Below are 22,917 nucleotides of genomic sequence, written 5' to 3' on the forward strand. Positions count from 1 at the left end.
TAAAACGCACACGGGCAAGCCGGCTTGAAATCCACGTGCTCCATTAATAAGCCGTCACAGGGAAGCACGTCCACTCCAAATTGTCTTTCCATCCTGTACAAACACAGAACGCTAGTTTGCTTATCCTTATAGATATACGCACGCATATGTACGTTTCTCACGCAAACATTCCTGACGTTGTGGATGTATTGTATTAAAAGGACATTGCCTCTCCATATACAAAATCTGCGCTGAAGAGGCGTCCACATGCTATACACAAGTAGGAACAGGACCACTCTCTCATGAGAGAAACATCTTACATAAGCATTTTTTCTTGCTAGATCAGCCCTCACGGTTTATGATAAGAGGGCTGCATCTTTCGACGAGCGGTTACTGTATCCTCAATAGACCAGGCAGCATATAAGCCAATCTGGCATATACAACCATAAAAACCTTTCATTCACGCAACCAACCTGGAATCATATATTGTACGTATTGCCTCTCAGGCATATTTTCTCTCTGCATTGCATTGTTCGAGGAGTTTGTCATACTCATGCAAGAACTTATACATATAACAGTCAATCATTATTATATTGAACGCGAACTTGCCAAAGGTGGAATGTCTGAAGTCTACCTCGCGCAAGACCTGCGTACCCATCAAATCGTCGCCATGAAAGTTGTGCGCAAGAGCACAGGTGAATATTATGAACGTTTCCGTCGTGAAGCGCAGGCCATGGCAAAGCTGCGCCAGCCGCACATTTTGCCGGCCCTTGATTACGGAGACTATGGACAGTGGTCATATATGATCACTCCCTACATCGAGTACGGAACACTCAGCCGGCGGATTGCGGAGGGTCCCATGCCGTTGGAGGAAGTCTGCCATCTGCTTGAACAGATCGCTGGCGCGCTTCAGTTTGCGCATGACAATGGTATCTTGCATCGAGACATCAAATCATCTAATGTGTTGCTACGTGATGGTCACTACGCTTATCTGACAGATTTTGGTCTGGTCAAAAGTATCGAGGATGAATATAGTCTGACGCGCTCCGGTTTCTTGATTGGTACTCCGGAATACATGGCCCCCGAGCTCGTTGAGGACCCGGCCACACCATCCAGCGATATCTACGCCCTTGGAGTGCTCCTCTTTCAAATGGTCACCGGAACCGTTCCCTTCAAGGGAACCAATCCGGTCAATATTGTCATGAAACATCTGCGCGAAATGCCCCCAAAGCCATCGAAATTCACCACCAACGCGACACCTGATGTCGAGCGGGTCATTCTCCAGACGCTTGAAAAGGACCCGACGCGCCGCTTTCGCTCCGCTAAAGCGCTCTCCAATGCCTTTTATCAGGCTTGCCATGTTGACGCCGCACCACAACCCGTACCAGCAATACCAAGCCTGAAAACACAGCTACCGCCCACCATCAACGTCGTCCCGACAACACCCGCACACGCCCCGGCTCAGCCCAGAAGCAACTCATTCCTATCCCTCCCCAAAATTGTTTGGATGATTGGCATAGCTGTCCTGATTGTACTTCTAATCATTCTCTTTTTTGTCAACACACATCCCAACCAGCCAAACCACAACCAGCCGACGCCACCTGCTGCGACTTCCACGCACTAAAGTAGCGGCGGTGAGCGTTAACGCCACGGGCAAAAAGGGATTTATCCTTTGCTGCAGATTGCGATAGAAGTGTGACCACTCCAGGGGATAATGTGGGTCTCTTTTAAAACCCGCTGGAGCGGGCATATAATAATTGTAGAAGAAGAGATCGGGCGGGGCTAGCAACTAGGAGCACTACAACAATGTCGATACGTGAGATTATCATTACGGATGAGCCAATCCTGCATCAGAAAGCGAAGAAAGTCCATCACTTTGATCCTTCGCTTCAGCGGCTGGTCGACGATATGTTTGAGACGATGCATGATGTGGGTGGTGCAGGTCTGGCAGCCCCTCAGATTGCTCAGTCGCTACGTATCTTTGTGGCACAATACGAGGGTCATAAGGTAGCCATCTTCAATCCAGAGATTGTAAAGGCCGATGGCGAGTCGCTCGGCAATGAAGCCTGCTTGAGCACGCCAGGCTTTGAGGGTAAGCAGATTCAACGTGCAGCAAGGATTCTGTTGAAGGGTCAGGATGCACGTGGAAAGCAGATCCGCGTCTCCGCAGATGGTTGGTTTGCACGTATTCTTCAACATGAAATTGATCATTTGGACGGTATTGTCTACGTCGACCGCCTTGATAGTCCTGATAAGCTCCACAGGATGGGTCCAGATGATTTTTCTGATGAACAGCTAACTATTGGGTGATATGTGACCTCAGCTATTCGACACTCGTTAAAAAATGAATGGAACTTCGATGATCTATTGAAATAATACAGTTACCAAATTTGTTATTGTGTTTTTATAAGTAAAACTTATACCTGCCGATTTCTAGCTGATCAGCTGTCAGTTTTAGAGTTTGACAGACTCAGGAGGAATCATTCGTTGACTCATACTACATCAACTGGCAATAAGATAGCACAAAACACCTCACCTATCCCCTTTTTCAATGATGACGTTATAAAAAAAGAAAAGAAAGCACTACAAGTGAGTATACAGAAAGAACAAGCAGAACAATCAGCGTTACCGGTTGCAGCGTATACCCATCTCCAGGTAGAGGATGGAAACCTCCAAATAGCGGAGGAGCACAATGAACATTTAGTTACTTACGCCAAAGCATTACTTGATACTACCTCTGATGAAAGTGCCCTGTACTGGCTAAAACGAGCGGCCGCTGAGAACGATTTGCAGATTATCGCAGCTTCACTGAGTGAGAAAGATTTTTCACCACAACTTGGTTCTCGACTCTGGTTAGAAGAAGACATTATCCCCATCATTACTCCAGCAAACGAAGACGCTAGCCTTAGTGCCGCAGATAGCATCAGCGATATACGTGCGCGTTTTGATCAAGATAATCTCATTGAAGTCTCCCTATCTCCAGAGCGCGAAGTGCTCGTCAGTGAGCTAGGGACGCTCGATGATTATCGTAAGCTTGATACAAATGGAGATGTGGAGCAGCTGGAAACGTTCGCTCAGAAATTTGTCGGCAAACGACTCATCTTTATCAATGCCACGCCCCAGGGAGGAGGTGTCGCTTTAATGCGTCACGCGCTCATCCGTTTATTACGTCTACTAGGGGTCGACGCTCATTGGTACATCCTGCTGCCCCAAAAAGAGATCTTTGCGATCACCAAGGCCAAATTCCATAACGTGCTGCAAAATGTTGCCAGTCCCTCAATCGAGTTGACTGATGAGGATAAACAGCGCTATCTCGACTGGAGCGAGGAAAATGCGCGTGAACTTCAGCCAGTTATCGAACGTGCAGACGTCATTGTCATCGACGATCCTCAACCAGCCGGCTTAATACCACACATCAAACGCTTTAATGCGGACGCACAGATCATCTTTCGCTCGCATATTCAGATCGTAGCGGAGCTAGCCAACATCGAAGGAACGCCTCAGCACACCACATGGAGCTTCCTATGGAACTTCATCAGTCAGGCGGACCTCTTTATCAGCCATCCGCTCCAGATGTTTGTGCCCGACAGCGTCCCGGCCGAAAAAGTGCTCTATATGCCTGCCACCACCGATCCCATTGACGGACTCAACAAATCCTTGAGTGAGCATCAGATGGCTCTCTATATGCGGCATTTCAATCACATTTTAGTAGAAGATGGACAATTGCCCCTGGATCTCGAACGACCATACCTGGTACAGATTGCACGCTTCGATCCATCGAAGGGCATACCGGATGTCTTAGACGCCTATCGTCAACTACGCAGTATGCTTGAAGCGCAACAGCAGCCCATCCCACAATTGATCATTGCTGGCAACGGCTCCGTCGACGATCCAGACGGTCTACCGATCTACAACCTGGTCAAAAGAATCTTGCAGACTGAACCTTACGCCTCATTTGCCACAGACATCAAAGTTGCCCGCCTGCCGCATCGAGATCAGGTTCTCAACACGCTCCTGCGCAAGAGCGCCATCGTCCTCCAGCTATCGATCAAGGAAGGCTTCGAAGTCAAAGTAACCGAGGCACTCTTAAAAGGCAAGCCCGTTGTGGCCTATAAAGTCGGAGGCATCCCGCTACAGATCCAGGATACCGTCACAGGCTTTCTGGTAGAAACAGGAGATACGACCCAGGTCGCCACACATCTCTACGAGCTCCTGACCAATCATGCACTGTATCAAAGCATGAGCAACTCCGCCGCAGCCCTGGCCAACAAAGATTATCTGACCACAGCCAATGCCATCTGTTGGCTCTATCTGGCCACCGAGCTCACAGAAGGAGCAATCATACAGGGAAACTACCAATGGGTTAAATCGCTCTCGCAACAAACAAACGAAGAGGATGCCGCCTGAAAAGCATTATAAGAAAACTATCACTGCTTGTGAAGAGTCAGGGAACCGAAAGGAAGATCACTTTACTGACGCCAGTAAAGGCATCGCTGGAGGGAAAGGTTCAGTGAAACATCGCACACGCGCGTATAATGTTACATGTGCTACGTAAGAGAGACCCACGAACTCCAGGCACCACCTTCGTTCCAGGTCTGCTGTAAGACATTATTAGCAGTGCGAGCGAACACGTCGAGACGGCCGCTCTCCCAGGTCACGGCACAGGGACTTGAGGTGAGCGTGCCACCCAGCGACTCCCAGGGATGCCAGTTTCCGTCAAAACTTATGTGCTGCAACGCGTTGCCCGCGCCACGTACAAACACATCCAGATGATTAACCGCCATCGAGACGGCCCCTGGATCAGAGTCGAAGGAGCCGCCAAGGGACTCCCAATTATGCCAGCTCCCATCATATGCTTTATGCCAGAGGGCACTATCACCGCCGCGCACAAACACATCCAGGCGATTAGCGCCCCAGGTACAGACAGAAGGGCTTGACAGCTGGACTCCACCAAGGGACTCCCAATCATGCCAGCTCCCATCATATGCTTTATGCCAGAGTGCATTATCTGTGCTGCGCACAAACACGTCCAGGCGATTAAGTCCCCAGGCTACTACTGTGGGGTCAGAGGTCAACGCTCCACCCAGAGATTCCCAGGGATGCCAGCTCCCATCATACCAACTATGCTGGAGCGTATTATCGGCTCCGCGCACAAAGACGTCAAAGCGACCAGGTCCCCAACTCGTGACGACTGGATCAAACTTCAGGCCGCCGATATTCGTGTTCCAACTACTCCATTGAGTGTCGTGGTGACGCTGCCACAGACCACCATCGCTGCCACGTATAAACACATCCATCTGGCCGCTGCTCGCCGAGGTTGCGCTTGGGCGCGTCGGAGCTAGCAAGGTCGGATTCTGAGGAGTCGATACAGTTGTAGTTTTTGGAGCTTGCGTCGGCTGATGATTGAGCGGCGCATGCGTCGGTACAGGAGTCGGTACCGCTTGCCTGGGAGAAAAGACACCCTGAGCGGCAGCCATGGCAATCGAGCCAGCCACACCAGCGGCCGCCAAAGCGGCAATGCCACCAATCATGACGCGTCTTGAGACCTTTTGATCGCTCTGCACAGGCGGATATGCTCGCACAGATTGTGCTGAGAACATCGTGCGTGGCACTGATGGTGGCAGGGATCTCTGTCTTGCAGCGTAGATATCTGGTGGGACTGCCTCCGACTGATCGGGAGACAGTAACTTGATCGAGGAGACCTTTCTGATTGTGGGGATGGCTCGATGTACCCAGAAATGTCTGGATGATGGCACAATGTGATCAAACCAGGCCGTGTGGGCAGTTGGTACAATCTGCTCTAGCCAGAGATGTTTCACCCTGGGTACCGTCCGATCCACCCAGAAATGCCTCACTCTGGGCATCGTCCGATCCACCCAGAAATGCTTGATTGCTGGGGCCGCTTGCGCGTTCCATTTCTGCTTCAGCGCCAGGACAATGGGCAAGCTCTGTACATTTTGCCATGATGATGTAGTTTGTGGAATTAACGTTGTTTGCTTGGGTGCATAATGCGATCGCATCCCTGATGATGCCGCTGGATTCTCTACTGCTTCTATATTTGGAGTGGAAGCGTAATCAAAAAAACGTTTAGACCCAAGCTGTGTCTGTGCAGGTAATTTTAAAGATACAGGCACCTGAGCCATCATGCTTTTTTTGTCACCCGCAGATAACGGCGGAGTGGCTTCCGGGAGAGCTACATCTGACACAGGGGATTGCGAATCCATCCAGGCAGGTTTACCAAAACGCATCATCGGAGGAGCATGCCAGGTAGTCTGATCTAATTTTTGCAAACCCGGACCGGTCGGAGTATCGGTGTCAACCGTATCGGCCAGCGGAGGTAAGGTGGGCGGGACAGCAGATACTTCTACCTCAAAGCTTGAATGACTACTAAAGGCGACTTCAAAAGCATTGGCAAACGCTGCAATTGAGGGGAATCTATCTTCGGGCTTCTTGGCTAACGCCTTTTTTATTACTTGCTCGACCCCATCGGGCAAGCCTGGCACTTTATCGCGCAGCGATGGCAAAGTGATATGTACATGTTGCAGAGCAATTTCCATATCGGAACCATTAAACGGAACAGTGCCGGACAACCATTCATAGACGGCAATCCCTAGCGAATACTGATCGCTGGCAAAAACGGCATCGCCAGTAAACAACTCCGGGGCCATATAAGTCGTGGTACCCATTGTGTTCTTCTCGCGGACAACAGGATTACTCGGCATGCTATTAAGGGTGACAGCGATGCCAAAATCGCTCAACATCAACACCTGACGATCGCCTAATAAAATATTTTCTGGCTTGACATCGCGATGGATAACTTTCTGATCATGAGCATATTGTAAAGCATCGGCCATCTGCCGCACGTAGAGAGCAACCTTCTCCAATGGGACGCGACTTCCGATAGGATGCAGGCGGCGTAGGGAGCCATAAGGTGCATATCCCATGACGAGAAAAGGAACCTCATTCTCAATACCAAAGTCATGCACAATGACAATATGGGGATGCCTCAGGCTAGCGATCGTACGCGCTTCCGCCAGGAAGGGCGGGAGCGCATCGGAGCTCAACAGAACCCTCATCACTTTGATAGCGGCTGACGTTTTAAGATAGATATGCTCACCCAGGTAGACATCAGCAAAGCCGCCCTGTCCCAGCAGTTGGAGTAACCGATAATTACCCAGTGTCTTACTTACATCATAGGCCATCGATAGCGTTCTGCCTTTCAAAGCGTGGTCATTCGGTTAACTTTATCTTACCACGGCACAGAGTTTTTGTTGTTTTTAGATGCTAAACAATGGGTAAAAAGTACTCACACTCTCTTCAGTAGTCATGGAAAGCGCTGAAACCAGTAGAGGCTTAAGAAGCCCGCCATTAGAAAACAGAGCATTCCCAGCAAGCCAAGAACGGCCGTGATTTCGAGAGGCTGCTTGATCCAACTAATCTGAGTGCTCAGATCGGCATAGATCTGCTGAAGTGTCTTTGTCTCGCCGGCATAAAAGTAACGGCCGCTGGTATGACTGGCAATCGCCTTAAGCGCCCCCTCATCCAGGCCAACGGTCTGATGACCATCGCTGGTCGGTGGACTATTACGTGTCCCGATCCCGATCGTATCCACCTTGATATGCTCATGATGAGCTCGCTCGGTCGCCACAGTCGGGTCAATGCCCGAATTATTGGCTCCGTCGGAGAGCAGGACCACCGTCGATGGAGGTGGGACACCATTCGCGTCACGAGGAGCTTGCAGAAGCTGATCCAGAGCGGCATCCAGCCCATCGCCAATCGCAGTTCCACCACCCGGTGTCAGAGCGTCGATCGCCTGCTGAACCAGCGTGTGATCGTGTGTCAGAGGAGTACGCAAGACCGCACTATTATTAAAGCTGATCACTCCAACCTGCACGCTATCAGAGAGTGACTTGACAAACGTATGTGCCGCTTGCTTGGCAGCCATAATACGACTGGGAGACATATCCTGAATCATCATCGAGCCCGATACATCGAAGACCAGCATTACATTAGCCTGCTTCAGCGGCAGAGCCATGGTCGCAGTTGGACGTGCCAGACTGAAGATCAACACAGCCAGAGCGATTAGAAAAATGCATGGAGGAATATGGCGTCGCAGTCCGGGACCCTTACCCATCACACTCTCCAGCAATGCAAGATTGGTAAAGCGTACAGCGTACAGACGCCGCTTTTTCTGAGCTCGGATATAGATCCACATAATCAGTGGAATAAGCAGAAAGAACAAAAGGCAGAGGGGCCATTGAAAATTCATTGTGCATCCCCTTGTAGGTTACTATTTTGTCTGACAACACGTCCGGCAGTCCCCAGACGCCGTACCTGTGCAGAGCGCCTCCCATCCCGACGTGTCCGCAAGAAGCGAAGCAAGGAAACCATCAGGTCTTCATCTGTATGGAGCGAAAGGCAGGCGGCTCCACAGATCGCCAATTCAGCCTCAAGCTTCTCCGTCTGCTGCTGTGCTGCCTGTTTAAAACGCTCACGCAGCCTGGCATCGGCCGTATTCACATGCAACTGCCTTCCAGTCTCAGGATCTTGCAGCGTAACCAGACCAACATCGGGCAGTTCGCCCTCACGAGGATCAACTAACCGTACCGCGATAACTTCATGTCGTTGAGACAGCTTGCCAAGGGCCAGCTGCCAGGTATCATTAACCAAAAAGTCCGAAACGACCAGAACCAGCGAACGCCGACGAAGAACAGCATGTGCTTTCGTCAGGATAGCCGCCAGATCGGTCGTACCAGTATCCTCAGTGATTTTCTGTGTCTGCAACTGTTTGAGCAGATGCATCAAATGCAGACGCCCAGGCTCAGGAGGGATCAGCGTCGATGGTTGTTCGGCAAAGAGAAGCGCTCCTAGACGATTACCAGTACGATTGAAGAGCTGTCCGGCGATCGAAGTAAACTCGACGGCTCTCTCCCACTTGAGGCAGGCCGCCGTTCCCCAACGCGTTGAAGCGCTCATATCGAGCAAGAACCAGACATCGACAGAGCGTTCAACGTGAGCCTCGCGGATCATCGGCTGCTCCATGCGGGCAGAGATATTCCAATCGATAAAGCGAATATCATCTCCGGGCTGATACGTTCGTAACTCCGAGAACTCGACACCCGCACCCAGAAACTGCGAACGCTCACTACCGCCCAGATAACTCGCCAGAGGACGAATAAGCTGCCAGTTGAGACGCCGCAGCAAGGGATCAGATGCGCGAGCAACCGGAGGTACACATCTCGGCTGCTCATCTGGATCTGCCAGCGGAGGTTTCAGTAAGCGAAGAAAACTTCGATCACGCCACATAGAGGTCTCCCAGATCAATATGAGGAGGTGGAAAGCGCTGCAACACCTCATTCACAATAGAATCCGCTGTAACGCCAGCAGCCATACCCTCATAACTCAGAACCATCCGATGCCGCAGCACATCGGCAGCCAGATCAGCCACATCGCGAGGCAGAGCGTAGCGTCGTCCACGCACAAAGGCCAGAGCACGTGCGGCAGTGATCAGATTAATTGAGGCTCGCGGACTCCCCCCATAGGTCAGGGCGTAGCGCAGATGCTCAAAGCCATACTTCGCAGGCTCGCGGGTGGCATGGACAAGCATCGTGGCATAGCAAACCACATGCGGATCTACATAAATATGATCAACGGTTCGCTGAAACTCGCGTAGCTGCTCCACGGTCAGCAACGAACGTAGCGTAACGGCAGCACCGGTCACACGCTCCACAATCACGATCTCATCTTCATACGAAGGATAATCGATCAGCACTTTAAACATAAAGCGATCGAGCTGTGCTTCTGGCAGCGGATAGGTTCCATCTGACTCAATGGGATTTTGTGTCGCCAACACTAAAAATGGATCTGGCACAAGATGTGTCTGCTTACCAATTGTCACTTGATGCTCTTGCATCACCTCCAACAGCGCCGACTGCACCTTGGCTGGCGCACGATTGATCTCATCAGCGAGCAAAAGGTTCACAAAGATAGGACCCAGTTCGGTCAAAAATTCGGCATTTTTGGCGTGATAGATGCGTGTACCAATCAGATCAGCGGGTACGAGATCAGGCGTAAACTGGACACGTCCAAATGTGCCGCCGACCACTTCGGCTAGAGCTTTAACCGTAGCCGTCTTAGCCAGACCAGGCACGCCCTCCAGCAAAACATGTCCACGAGCCAGTAGAGCCACCAGTAGCCGCTCCAACAAATGATCCTGGCCCACGATCAGGCGCTTCACTTCAAACAGGACTGGCTCGATTGGAGATGGCTGGGTAGGAGCCAGAGATTGCATTGGTCGCGATGGTTGAGCATGTAGCATATGTATCGTCTTTCTCCACTAGCTTCTAATTTGAATCATTTCTTCATACACAAGAGGACAGAAATAGTCAACACGAATACTCATCGGCAGTGAAAGATCATTTATCCAATAAAAAGCTCAATGACAATACACTTCACCTTACCTCTTGAGATAATCGGTACAATATTTACCAGTATACGAGTGGGGAAATGAAGAAGATATGTGGAGATCAATGAACAGCAGCAATGTCGCATCGTACGCTTGCACACAATACTCTTTAGCCCACGGCAAAAACGCTCACCGACGTAGCGGCGCGGCTCCGCCGTGCTGTCTGTGAATCGTACGACCACGTTGCCCATGGCGTTGCATTGAGATGACTTTCCTTTGAGAGCCGCATCCCAGCCGAATCATACGAGTCACAGACAGCACGGCGGAGCCGCGCCGCTACGTCGGCTAGCCTGGCACGTCGCGATCAAGCGAATTGCCAGGGGTCATCAAGGCTAATTGGACCACGTTGCCATGAGCTTTGATTGAGTGCTACTTGTCCTTTTGGAAATAGCCGACAAGTCCGGTGGCCAGGCCGATCACCAGCAGGAAGGCTTCGAAGCCGGGGAAGTATTTTAAGATCACGGGAGGTGCTGTACCGGATACGCCATAAATGGCCGGGGCGATATTTTGAGCCAGGCCAATGGCCAACAGCATGAGTACCAATCCCAGCAACATTAATTTGGTTGATTTCATGAGCTTGTCAACCTTTCTTTAGATAAAAAATTATACCTGATAATAATAAAAGGCCCTCTTGCACGCTGCGTCTGATTATGACGCCACGGCTACTATGTAAAATAGCACATGAAGGCAGCTTTAGACGCATTTTCATCGCCGCACTGTGTGAAAATAAGCCATTCGTACTAGTACGAATAAATCGTAAGTGAATAAATATCCAACTCATCCTGACAGCCGATAATCAGGCATCGCACGCATGATCTACTCCTTCTATGCCAACAAAATTGATTTTTCATTTCCAGCAATGATATGGCAATGATATGAAATACTCTTTATATAATTTCAATAGTGAAATACAGATAAAAATGATTAGAGTAGAAAAATCAATGTGTTGCTCCTAATAAATTTTCTATTTATTGCCTCGAAATGCAGAATATGATATATTTCACCTATATGATCGATTGCTTAAAAGGGGAACTGAAAATATGGCGATTGACAATAGAAAGCAGACTGCACAACAGCTGCCTGTAGATTTAACCGATCGGCCCGCCATTATTCGCTGGGCACAACAGGTTGTCAGGCGTAGACCGTTGATCATCGACATAGAGGCTGCCAGTATGATGACCAATGAAGAAATCATCGAGGTTTCAATTGTAGATGTCTATGGTCATACCGTTTTTGATTCGCTTATCAAACCTACGCAGCCAATCGCATCCATGACAGGAAATATCCATGCCACCTCGGCCAAAATATTGGAACAAGCCCCTACATTTATAGAAATCTGGCCACATCTCTATCCATTATTAATCCAAAACGAATTGATCATTTACAACGCTGCCGTCCAACTCAAAGTTCTCCGTCAGACAACGGCCCGCCATCAGCTCGCGCTTCCGGCCATCATCTCACACAATTTGATGGCAAAATACGCTCTCTACGCAGGTGTCAAAGCGTCCGAAAGAGAATACAAGTTGCACGATTTGAGCGCGGCTTGCGCGGCCTTCAATATTCCCACGGGTTCCCAACGTTCACTCGATGACGCCGATGCAGCCAGACAATTGCTCTTAGCGCTCGCCAATCTCAGCGCCTGAGAAACCATCGACCAATTCCGCGCGGCTGAATAAAAAAAGCCTGAGCCGCGTCCATTACCTCACAGTGTCCTGGCATCTGAATGAGAGAGAAGAAAGCGGTAGAGAAAAAGGAAATTAGTACCATTAGCCATGGGAAAAGACATCGTAAAAAGTCGTTTGTCGTGCTATAATCTTTTCATCTCATCGTAAAGAGCGGGTAAAAGTCGTCTGAGAAATAAGGCTCTTTTTGGACCAACCAATAATCCATGAGCAGCCCCTGATATAGTAGAATAGAACCCAAAAAGAGCGACAAAGACGCAGCTAAAATCGTATAAACAAAAGCATAATCTTTCTGATATATGTCATATAAACGGGACCTGAATAGCGACAAATTTTTGACCAAGGGATGAAGTTAGGAGTGACTGTTGGGGATTTTGTTTTATAGGGGGTGGGTATGAGTGCTATCATCTCCACTGTGACGGCACAACAATGGGGACTTTTAAATCAGCCTGAGCTACAATCGTTCCAAAAAATGTACGACGAAGAGCTTCTCTCAGAAGGTATCGTCTTTTTTCCGGTTGCACTGGAAAACTATTATTCCAAGCTCGGGATGTCCAAAACAGAGTTCTCATTTATGAGGAGCTTGCTCCAGCTGTGGGCAAAAAATGACAAGAAATCCTGGTTCGCGCAAGAGCAGATAGAGGAGCTCTTTGGCAAAAGTCGACGCCAGGTACAACGTGATGCCCGCAAATTGGCGAAAGAAGGCTTTATCATCATCTCCGAGTGGGATGATCTAAATAATGGTGGCACACATTGTATCCATTATGACTGCACACCGTTTTTACAAATGATCAGCCAACTTGTGCGCGTGCATCGCCATCGTAACACATTAATAGATGATATTGCAACGGACAAACGAATGGATACCATCTCTACAAGCTATACAGAACCGAGTCAGGAGCCCATCACAGCAGCACATACCAATCCATTCTTCGCTGCACCAGGTATGCCCGACACCGCGTGCCTATCGAACGACAGACGATCAGAAGCAGACACAGACGTACCGCCTGTCACCATTGTCTCAATCAAGAGCAATCATCTACACCTGACACGTGGAAAGAAGCTCTCGCACGCCAGTTTTGCCGATATGTATGACTCATCGTATGCCGAGTTGCCTGAAAAAGAGCAACCAATCAGACAAAGCGTACCACATCTGCGACAGAGCGCATCCAACCAACCTGGCCTTAAAAGCAGAGAGCCTATCACCGAGCCGCGTCTGACCGCTCAGAAAGCACCCGAAAAAGCGGCGCCGTCAAACGCATCCTACGCAAGAGCGCAAACGCCATCGCCGGCACAAAATTTGCGAGCAGAAGTCAACGCGCAAAAACCGAACGCCAGGCCACAAGCAGATAGACAGCAATCCACACCGGTCAACGCACCGGACAACCATAAAACATACATGCAGCAACCGCCAATGAGCCTTCAAGCAGCAGGCAGGCAGCCAAAGACGCAGCAAAGGACTCCCAGCATCGCCACAACCCAGGCGGAGAGAGAGCAGGCCAGACAAAAAAATCAGCATCTAACGCGTCTGCCACTCTTATCATCGATGATCATGCGCGAAGTTTCACAGGCATTTCACGATTATGCACCTCAGGCATCGCAGCAGGATGCAGCGGTTATTTTTCGCCGCCTGTTGCTCATCAACCGCATTCAGGACGACTTGAGCATCAAAAATCCCGATCAATATTTCTCCAATCTAATCAAAAGCGTCTTCCAGGATCTGCTTGATTATGACGAGCCACAAGACAGCATGCATGCCGGCAGCGATAGAATGGATCGCTTTATGGATGAGCTTAACCATGCCGCCTTTGCTCAATTTGAGCAGATAAAGATTCTGCGCCACCAGAGAACGCATACCAACAGCCCGGATTTAAGAGATGCGGGCTCTCACGCCTCCCAGCAGCCCAGGCCGATCCAACTCGCTGCGGAGAGCACGCCGCCATTTGAGCAGAACAGCGTAGCGCCAACAACCAGCCCTATGCGCATGCATTCGAGATCCAGGAACTTTCCTGTTGGAGAAGAACTCGTTGCGCTGGCCCATCACATGCACATCGCTATGACTGAAGAGGAAGCCAACGAAATCGAGATAGGCACTGCCTCCGAGCAGCTACTGCGGGACATCCAGGATGCCATACTCTCGTCCTACGACCAACAGCCTGACGTCATAGCCAACGTCAACTACGCCTGAAACAGGGAAACGGTAGTGTCGTGACGGGCCTGCGAGTTGGCGCTGGAAGATATTCATGGTATATATTGTTTTATGATTAGAGTACCTCTCATTTTGCGACAGGTATCATAAAATAATCGGGAGAGCAAGCCGTTATGCCAGAAATCGATGGCGACCACACCTTTGGATTTGATACGCTGGCCCTGCACGCAGGGCAGCGTCCCGATCCAACCACGGGTGCGCAAGCAGTGCCAATTTATCAAACAGCGTCATACATTTTCGATGACACCGATCATGCAGCACATCTTTTCGCGCTTCAGCGCTTTGGAAATATCTACACGCGCATCATGAACCCGACCACGGCCGCCTTTGAGGAGCGAATTGCCGCGCTTGAGGGAGGTACAGGAGCAGTTGCGACCGCTTCCGGGATGGCGGCTCAGATGGTTGTCATGATGACGTTGCTAAGGCCGGGCGATGAATTAGTCTCGGCCAACAATCTCTACGGTGGCACTCATACGCAATTCGATCTGACGCTACGCACCTGGGGTATCAACACGATCTTTGTCGATAGCACCGATCCCGAAAACTTCCGCCGGGCCATCACAGCCAGGACACGCGCCATCTATGGAGAGACAATCGGCAATCCGCGTGGCGACGTGCTGGACATACGCGCCGTCGCCGATATCGCACATGAAGCCGGCGTGCCGTTGGTGGTGGATAACACGTTCGCGACCCCTTATCTTTGTCGACCATTCGAGCATGGTGCCGATATCGTCGTGCAATCGGCGACCAAATTTATCGGCGGTCATGGCACCTCCATTGGAGGCATCCTGATCGAAAACGGAAAATTCCCCTGGGATAATGGGAAATTTGCTCATGTTGTTGATCCATCGCCAGGCTATCACGGCGTACGCTTCTACGAGACCTTTGGAGACTTCGCCTTCGTGATGAAAGCTCGCGTGGAGACACTGCGTGACTCCGGACCGACCATCAGTCCATTTAATTCGTTCCTGCTACTCCAGGGAGTAGAAACGCTCTCGTTGCGCATGGATCGTCATTGTCAGAACGCCTTGCAGGTCGCCAAATTTCTCCATGAGCATCCGGCCGTCAGCTGGGTACGTTATGCGGGCTTAGCAGATGATCCCTCCTATGAGCTTGCCCAACGCTATCTACCCCTCGGCAGCGGAGCCGTCTTCACCTTCGGAGTCAAAGGAGGCTATGAAGCAGGCAAAAAAGTCATCAATTCCGTACGCCTCTTTGCCCATCTCGCCAACATTGGGGATGCGCGCAGCTTAATCATCCACCCGGCCAGCACCACCCATCAGCAGCTTGCAGAAGAGGATCTACTCGCCGGAGGCGTCACGCCCGACCTGATCCGCCTCTCGATCGGTCTCGAAAACATCGAAGACATCCTCTGGGACCTTGATCAGGCGCTCAGAAGAGCCGTACCGGAAATACAATTGAGCGTCAACAACGCAGAAGGAGCCTAACCACCATGTCAGAGACAACATCTAGCGAACTCACGCCCGACATGTATGATCGCTTAAAGCTCTTGAAAGATTACAAACATATCGCCGTCGTCGGTCTCTCAGCCGATCCCTATCGACCGAGCCATTTCGTAGGCATCTACATGCTCTCAGAAGGTTACGACATCATCCCGATCAATCCGCGCTACGCCGGACAAACCATCCTGGGACAGACAGTCTACGCCTCGCTCGCCGACGCCAAAGCAGCGGGCAAGCAGATCGACATCGTCGACGTCTTCCGTAAGGCCGCAGACACGCCACAATTTGTCGAGCAAGCCGTCAACGTGGGAGCCAAAGTCCTCTGGCTACAACTGGGTATTCGCAACGAAGAAACGCGCCAAAAAGCGCAGGAGGCTGGATTAATCTTTGTACAGGACCGCTGCGTCAAAATGGAGCATGCGCGCTTCTTCGGAGGTCTGCATACCATCGGATTGAATACAGGAGTGATCCTCTCACGCAAATTGTAAGCAAATTGATAAGCTTTTCCTTGCTTTTCTCCAAGAGAAACTTGTATAGTTAAAGCACTCAGAAACTATACGCAAGGATTTTATTTATGCAGAGCAAGACAGATTCGACACTGTTGTCGCTGGTTGGTATTCCCACAAATGCGCTTCCTACGATAACATATGTCTACGCGCTCGCCTTATTGATCGGCCTGGGAGTAAGTTCCTGGCTCGCCTATAGAAATAGACCCAGAGGCAAAGGAAGTGTCTGGCATCATAATCCCTGGCTGCTACTCCCCATCTCAATCCTCTTCATCAGCCCGGTCGTGCTACTACATGTACCAATCGTGATTATGGTGCCACTGTATCTGGCGCTCGCCATTGGAAGCTATTTTTTAAGCAAGAGATCCACTGAGCTCTGGTATAAAAATCCGCTCCTCGTGATACTCCTCATGCTCATTATGGTCGTGCTCTTCAAGGGGACGCTTCTCACAGTGATTGTGCTGAGCATACTTGTGATTGGGGGGCTCAACTTTATATTCAAAAAGATTTTCTCTAAATAAGAGAAGATACAGCAATTTCGACAAAGAAGGTTATTATATCCTCCAGTCGCATGGTTTTCGATGATTATCCTCCGAAAACCAGAGATATTTGCGCGTCATGGCCTGTAAAATCCTCAACCGATGAATAATTTCCTAGTAGACTTCCCTTATATATGTAAATCCTGTATGATATCCACAGTCTGGCACCTGAGCATAGCTGTTCTGCTGGAATTTTGATTTTTTATGCTCCAACTTACAGCTTCTGAGGGGTTAGTCAATTTAACTCCAGTTCAGTATATAATCATTAGCGTTCATCATAGCGCTTATAATAAGAGGAAATTTCTATCATGAGACGAGGAGAATCACATTACTCCAATCCGAGTGACCAAACATACCAACAAACCCAACACAAAGGAGATCGGAGAAACTTTTCGGAAACCGGGGAACAGCACCCCCACTCTCCATCAGGATCCGGGCAACCTTTAGATAATGTTATCCGGTATCAACGTACATTTGACGGACAGCACGAGGGACCCAGCGCATCCGCTGACATACCTGCTTCCCAACGTTTACCCCATCACCTCAATGAGATAAACAGGCAAGGGCAAGTTTTCGATGAAAACTTTGACTATATGACTCATGGGCAGCCTTTCAGCGAGTTTCAAACACCGCAACTTTCCAGCGATTTTCAAACATATGTGCACACAGACTTTGTGCGTGAATCTCCAGAAACTTACGGACAACAATCATCATCCCAATTTGCAGACCGTCGCCGTCCTCCCCAACAAGTCAATGAGATAAACAGGCAAGGGCAAGTTTTCAATGAAAACTTTGACTATATGACTCATGGGCAGCCTTTCAGCGAGTTTCAAACACCGCAACTTTCCAGCGAGTTCTCAACACATGCACACACAGACTTTGTGCGTGAATCTCCAGAAACTTACGGACAACAATCATCATCGCATGATCACACCAAAATCGATAAAACAGAAACCTTCGCCAACCCCTATTCCCAACATTTATACGATAAGGTATCTGATATGCTTCAAAATGGAAAAGATGCATCAGCACTTATCGTTGGCTTCGAGAAAAGAGATCCAACAAATTCGGAGCATACAATTATACAATTAGATAGGAATCTGGCTGAAAAAAATAACGTTGTGTCCCCTGGGCATTCAGATGAATCTTTAATAGCATACAGCCTACCGACAAAGGATTGGGCAAAAATAAATGAATTTGTAAGTCAGCGAGAATATGTAGGACGAACAACTGCACGACCTCAATCCTATATGGATGCCTGGTAATAGCACCCAGCATCACCATCTTAAATCCTTAGTGAGAAATAGGAGATACAAGTGTTGAGACCTCCTATGAAGGGGTCTCAATCGACGCCTTCGCTCGGAGCGCATCAAAATTTCATCCAGACTCGGCGGGAGCCTGGATGAAACTGCTGGATAGAGTTTGTTCCATGCAACTTTGAGCAAAGTTCCTGCCCTTTGGGCAGAGGATGCTTTACAATCCAAGATCCCAAGCACCGATATTGGCATCTTGTGGACTGGCATTCAAATCTGGCTGCCATTCCAACGTCTGACCATGATCGCTACGTACAACCTCATAGACAAGTTTGCCCTCAACCGACTGCCCTGGCGCGAGTACGCCTTTTGACAGCTGTTGCTTATACGCGGCTGGCACCACATTAGAGTTTAAGCTGGCTTTACCGGCAGAGTTTACGACATAAAACTCGAACGCATCGTACGTCTGTGCTTGCTGGCTATGATTTGTCAGCTTGATATCGACAGCAATAAACTCATTACCCGACTTTGGACTGGCAGTAGCATCGCCAGCGATAATTTTCACTGAAGTAAGGGTACAAGCGACATTCTTGATCGTCACAGCCTGTCCAATCGCCACCGTTTTTACATTCGGAGTAAAAGTTCCACCGCCAGTCCCATCATCAGGAGTTGCCACGGCCGAAGCCGTCGCTTCCGCATACTGTACTGATGAGCTAATAGCAGGCACAAAGGCCGTTGTAAAAATGATACATGAAGCAATACAGACGACCAGGGAGAGGCCAATCACCGTCAATAAGACCCATAACCAGGTCTTGCTGCTCTTTCGAGGTGGAGGGCCTGGCATGTATCCCGGATAGGGGGGATAGGCTGGCGCTCCCGCAGGATATCCATACGGAGGATATGGTGGTGCACCTTCGGGTGGTCCATAGGGGGGATAGGCCGGCGCTCCCCATGGAGGTTGTCCATAGACCGGGGGTTGTTGCGGACCGCCTGGTTGTCCCGCTGCATCTGAAGGATTCTGCCAATCACGCTCAGGTTGCGGTTGATTAGGATAATGATCCATAAAAAGTATAAATCCTCTCAACGACGAATATATCTAAAACTTATACTATACTGGTAAAAATGGCGCTTTTATGTATTACTATGTTTCGATTAAAGCGTAGTATAACAGAACGAATTAGACAAGACAAGCAAATATTAGTTCCTCATCCGTACCCAGAAAAGGTCTGAGCCTTCGATGCGGCTTCACTCACAGCATTGAACGACGTGAGATACAATAGAGACACATAAACTATGCGAGGTGAATCTATTGGCATCCCACAATGACTGGTGGCGGATACTTACAGCTGTCATCGATACATTACAGACGCGCTCACTTGATTATACACTGCTTGGCACGTCCGCGCTTTTCGTCCAGGGAGTGTTCTCGACCGCTCCTGACAAGATAGAGCTCTCTATCCAATGGGATGTACTACCGCAAGCCCATAAGCTCTTCCATGCCGCCAGCGAGATAGAGCAGAGAGAGCGCTACGAACTCTTCCATGCGTACAACGAGACGCTGAAGATCCAATGCTATGGCTTTCGCAACACCGTTGTACAGACAGATCCAGATCGTCTGGCCATCGAGCACGAGGGACGACATATCTGGATCAAAGCCCTGGACTACTACCTACACACTCTATCACACTCAGATCCAACCTATCAGGCCATTAAGAAGCATCTACAGAGCATCCAGAGTCACAACAGCCAACTCAATCAGGCAGCCTGGAATCAGGACGCCTACGAAGCCTGGATACATCGTCACGGTACGCCTGCACATATGGCCGAGCGCCTGCGTAAAGATCCCTTAGCGCGTCTATCCTCAATTAGCAGGCAGCTAGGACTACTGACAGACAAAAAAGTTATCAACTTACTGGGATCGCATGGAGCAAAGGCGATCGCGATGGCTCTGCTGGGAGCAGATGTCACTATCGTAGACATCTCGCAAGAGAATGCTCGCTACGCCCGCGAAGTAGCCTTAGCCGCCGAGGTAGAGATCCGCTATCTTGTCGCCGACGTCCTTCAGCTTGCAAACACTGAACTCGACAGCAGTTATGATCTGGTCCTCATGGAGCTAGGCATTCTCCACTACTTCATCGACCTTGAGCCGCTGGCGCGGATCGTCGAGCAGCTCCTCCAACCTGGAGGACGCCTCATCCTACAGGACTTCCATCCCGTCACGACGAAACTGATCGCATCCAAGGGAAAAAAGCACAAAGTAGCGGGCAACTACTTCGACAAAACACTGACCGTCAAGAACGTCGCCTTCAGCAAACATCTACTGGAGAGCGAACAAAGCACGCCTCAACGCGTCTACCTGCGCCAATGGACCCTCGGAGAGATCGTCAGCGCCTTCGCAGCCGCCGGACTCTTCATACGCAGCCTCGATGAAGAGCCCAACAGCAAAATCGATGATATCGGCCTGCCAAAAACATTTACCCTCGTCGCCGAAAAAATCCTCCCCGGGTAGCGTCACGCACCCCGCAATCAGAACAGCTCGGGGCGGCGATGTGTTAGCGCGGGAACCAGTTCGCGCACCTGAGCCAGGCGTTGAGTATCAACATCGCCATAAATAAGGCACTCGCCCTCAGTGCCTTCAGCCATGACAACACCAAGCGGGTCGATCAGCAGGGATCGTCCAAGGTAGGAGTTACCAACTTGATCACAGGTCAGCATGTAGGCGGTGTTCTCGATGGCACGGGCCGCCACCAGATGCTGCCAATGCAACTCTTTCAACGCTCCTGCCACCCAGGCGGAAGGCATCACAAAGAAGTCAACCCCCTGCTGAGATTGAATGCGCGCGATCTCAGGAAAGCGCAACTCATAACAGACGAAGAGTCCCATGCGTCCAAAGGGAGTCTCCAGCGGAGTAAAGAGCGTATCCCCGGAGGCGAAGACGGCTGATTCCTGGAAGCCAAAGGAGTCGTACATATGCGTCTTGCGATACGATGTGATTAACGATCCATGATCATCAATCACAACAGTCGTATTAAAGGTCTTATCAGTTGTAGCGAGAGCCGTCTCCAGCATCCCACTCACAACCCAGACGCCAGCCCGTGTAGCCGCCTCCTGTAAGCCAGAGACATAGAAACCATCCAGCGATTGAGAAACGCTTCTGGCGTAGGACGCAGTAAAATGCTCCTTCACGATGAGAGCCATAAAAATTTCGGGTAAGATGACCATACGTGCGCCGCGTCGAGCTGCTCGATCGATTGCATCGACCGCTCTGGCCAGATTCTCACGCGGATCAACGTCAGATTGTAATTGAGCGACTGCAATCGTCGTTACGGACATCAAAGGCCTCCCTTTCTCTAATAACTGGCAGCTAGTGACTAGCGTCTGGCGATTTCTTTATCGCGAATGCGTGGCAGATTATACCACAGCTCATCGCAGGCATTGAGTTCTTCCTGATCAAGCGTGAGTTCGATTCCTTGCAAGCTATCCTTAAGCTGCTCGGGACGACTGGCTCCCAGGATCGCGCTGGTGACCGCTGGCTGGGATAACACCCAGGCGATGGCAACGTGTGTAAGATTCTTACCCCGTGGAGACATGAATTCGTACAGCTTTTTCACTTCCGTAAAAACAGCATCATTCCAATAACGACGTCGATAGAGGTCATTGGGATTTGAGGACGTGAAGCGCGTACCGGTCTCAGCGGCCTGCTGCTCGACATAGCGTCCGGTCAGCATACCGGCTCCCAGCGGATTATACACGATGACGCCGACTCCATGTTCCTGGCACAAGGGAAGCAGTTCTTCTTCAATCATACGGAAAAGGATATTGTAGCGCGGCTGGACGCAGTTAATACGCTCCCAATCGTGCAGTTTACTGATCCCAAGAGCGTCGGATAAACGCCAGGCGGGAAAATTTGAGCAGCCGACATAGCGTACTTTGCCAGCTCGGACCAGATCATCCAGGGCACGCAGCGTCTCCTCCAGAGGTACCTCGGCATCAAACTGGTGTACCTGATAGAGATCAATGTAGTCGGTCTGCAAGCGTTTCAGACTCGCGTCGCAGGCAGCTATGATATGACGGCGGCTCAAGCCCTGATCATTCGCATGAGGACCCATACGACCGTAGCACTTCGTAGCCAGAACAATCCGCTCACGTGCCTGACGCTCATGCAACCAATTTCCTACGATCTCCTCCGTGATGCCTGTGAGACTGGATGGTCCTCCCGGATAGACATCGGCCGTATCGAAGAAATTAATGCCACCTTGCTCAGCGGCATCCATAATCTCAAAGGCCGTTGCCTGATCAGCTTGATTTCCAAAGGTCATCGTCCCCAGACACACTTCACTCACCTTCAGCCCTGTACTTCCAAGACGTTTTATCCGCATTATATAATCCTCTCTTTACGACATCATCATCTTACAGATATCAGCGCCACCAATGGCGTATGTGATTTATCTTTTATACGTATAGACATATCACCTGGCACTCCGCTTCTGCAAGCAAGCAACAAAAAAACGCCTCGCTATCCGCTTAAGCGATACCTATACGATGCACACACGAGCTATAACGATCTTTGAGACAGGAGCAGTTCCTGTTACACTTGCATCAGAAATGATACTGCTGTTATTAATTGGAACCCATGTGCTTCTTACAGATAACACTATCTTACGTGCCTACTATATTTATTCACTCGAATGAATAAATCGATATATGCGCTAAAAACAGCGTGGGGCATTTATCATGTTATCAAGATAGGACAGTACAGGTTGTATTTTTATGTATCTACGTTTAAGGAGATCATTGAAATTAAATTTTCTAAGCTATAGG

At 49.9% G+C, this 22,917-nt stretch carries 17 protein-coding genes and 1 pseudogene; 10 read left to right on the forward strand and 8 right to left on the reverse strand.

The window, feature by feature from the left end; translation table 11 throughout:
• Positions 1-532 precede the first annotated feature (532 nt).
• The 3 genes and pseudogenes from AC27N8_RS08590 to AC27N8_RS08600 all read left to right on the forward strand — a co-directional run.
• Complete coding sequence (locus AC27N8_RS08590) at positions 533-1,603, forward strand: serine/threonine protein kinase (protein ID WP_487065966.1); 1,071 nt, start codon at positions 533-535, stop codon at positions 1,601-1,603.
• A gap of 182 nt (positions 1,604-1,785) precedes the next feature.
• On the forward strand, positions 1,786-2,289 hold the full coding sequence (def, locus tag AC27N8_RS08595; protein ID WP_487065968.1) for a peptide deformylase: 504 nt from the start codon (positions 1,786-1,788) through the stop codon (positions 2,287-2,289).
• A 279-nt stretch (positions 2,290-2,568) separates the two neighbouring features.
• Positions 2,569-4,221, forward strand: a pseudogene (locus AC27N8_RS08600) (glycosyltransferase); the annotation flags it as partial.
• Between the two features lie 305 nt (positions 4,222-4,526).
• Here the strand turns inward: AC27N8_RS08600 and AC27N8_RS08605 are convergent.
• The 5 genes from AC27N8_RS08605 to AC27N8_RS08625 all read right to left on the reverse strand — a co-directional run bounded on the left by AC27N8_RS08605 (position 4,527) and on the right by AC27N8_RS08625 (position 11,017).
• On the reverse strand, positions 4,527-7,181 hold the full coding sequence (locus AC27N8_RS08605) for a DUF8189 domain-containing protein (protein ID WP_487065970.1): 2,655 nt from the start codon (positions 7,179-7,181) through the stop codon (positions 4,527-4,529).
• 122 nt (positions 7,182-7,303) lie between these two features.
• Entirely contained in the window at positions 7,304-8,248 is a 945-nt protein-coding gene (locus AC27N8_RS08610) for a VWA domain-containing protein (RefSeq protein ID WP_487065972.1), read from the reverse strand.
• On the reverse strand, positions 8,245-9,285 hold the full coding sequence (locus AC27N8_RS08615; RefSeq protein WP_487065974.1) for a DUF58 domain-containing protein: 1,041 nt from the start codon (positions 9,283-9,285) through the stop codon (positions 8,245-8,247). Before AC27N8_RS08615 ends, AC27N8_RS08610 begins: the two co-directional genes overlap by 4 nt.
• Positions 9,275-10,297: an AAA family ATPase gene (locus AC27N8_RS08620; protein WP_487065976.1), complete on the reverse strand. Its 1,023-nt coding sequence runs from the start codon at positions 10,295-10,297 to the stop codon at positions 9,275-9,277. The genes AC27N8_RS08615 and AC27N8_RS08620 overlap by 11 nt, the downstream gene beginning before the upstream one ends.
• 516 nt (positions 10,298-10,813) lie before the next feature.
• Positions 10,814-11,017, reverse strand: a complete 204-nt coding sequence (locus AC27N8_RS08625; RefSeq protein ID WP_487065978.1) for a hypothetical protein — start codon at positions 11,015-11,017, stop codon at positions 10,814-10,816.
• Positions 11,018-11,484: 467 nt separating this feature from the next.
• Here AC27N8_RS08625 and AC27N8_RS08630 point away from each other — a divergent pair, with 467 nt between their 5' ends.
• The 6 genes from AC27N8_RS08630 to AC27N8_RS08655 all read left to right on the forward strand — a co-directional run bounded on the left by AC27N8_RS08630 (position 11,485) and on the right by AC27N8_RS08655 (position 18,108).
• Positions 11,485-12,087, forward strand: a complete 603-nt coding sequence (locus AC27N8_RS08630) for a 3'-5' exonuclease (protein ID WP_487065980.1) — start codon at positions 11,485-11,487, stop codon at positions 12,085-12,087.
• Positions 12,088-12,520: 433 nt separating this feature from the next.
• Positions 12,521-14,314, forward strand: a complete 1,794-nt coding sequence (locus AC27N8_RS08635) for a hypothetical protein (RefSeq protein WP_487065982.1) — start codon at positions 12,521-12,523, stop codon at positions 14,312-14,314.
• A gap of 134 nt (positions 14,315-14,448) precedes the next feature.
• Complete coding sequence (locus AC27N8_RS08640; protein ID WP_487065984.1) at positions 14,449-15,783, forward strand: O-acetylhomoserine aminocarboxypropyltransferase/cysteine synthase family protein; 1,335 nt, start codon at positions 14,449-14,451, stop codon at positions 15,781-15,783.
• Positions 15,784-15,788: 5 nt separating this feature from the next.
• Positions 15,789-16,286, forward strand: coding sequence for a CoA-binding protein (locus AC27N8_RS08645; protein WP_487065986.1), 498 nt, complete (start codon positions 15,789-15,791; stop codon positions 16,284-16,286).
• 86 nt (positions 16,287-16,372) lie between these two features.
• Entirely contained in the window at positions 16,373-16,825 is a 453-nt protein-coding gene (locus AC27N8_RS08650; protein ID WP_487065988.1) for a hypothetical protein, read from the forward strand.
• Between the two features lie 326 nt (positions 16,826-17,151).
• The gene (locus AC27N8_RS08655) at positions 17,152-18,108 is read left to right on the forward strand and encodes a hypothetical protein (protein ID WP_487065990.1); all 957 of its coding nucleotides are present in this window, start codon (positions 17,152-17,154) and stop codon (positions 18,106-18,108) included.
• Positions 18,109-18,316: 208 nt separating this feature from the next.
• On the opposite strand, the gene AC27N8_RS08660 is transcribed toward AC27N8_RS08655, so the two are convergent.
• Complete coding sequence (locus AC27N8_RS08660; protein ID WP_487065992.1) at positions 18,317-19,159, reverse strand: DUF4352 domain-containing protein; 843 nt, start codon at positions 19,157-19,159, stop codon at positions 18,317-18,319.
• Positions 19,160-19,405: 246 nt separating this feature from the next.
• Between AC27N8_RS08660 and AC27N8_RS08665 the strand changes: the two genes are divergently transcribed.
• Positions 19,406-20,605: a class I SAM-dependent methyltransferase gene (locus AC27N8_RS08665; RefSeq protein WP_487065994.1), complete on the forward strand. Its 1,200-nt coding sequence runs from the start codon at positions 19,406-19,408 to the stop codon at positions 20,603-20,605.
• A 17-nt stretch (positions 20,606-20,622) separates the two neighbouring features.
• On the opposite strand, the gene AC27N8_RS08670 is transcribed toward AC27N8_RS08665, so the two are convergent.
• Together AC27N8_RS08670 and AC27N8_RS08675 are read right to left on the reverse strand one after the other, a co-directional pair.
• Positions 20,623-21,429, reverse strand: a complete 807-nt coding sequence (locus tag AC27N8_RS08670) for a carbon-nitrogen hydrolase family protein (protein ID WP_487065996.1) — start codon at positions 21,427-21,429, stop codon at positions 20,623-20,625.
• A gap of 38 nt (positions 21,430-21,467) precedes the next feature.
• Positions 21,468-22,475, reverse strand: a complete 1,008-nt coding sequence (locus AC27N8_RS08675) for an aldo/keto reductase (RefSeq protein WP_487065998.1) — start codon at positions 22,473-22,475, stop codon at positions 21,468-21,470.
• Between the last annotated feature and the right edge of the window lie 442 nt (positions 22,476-22,917).

The organism is Dictyobacter sp. Z7_2, assembly GCF_057551105.1.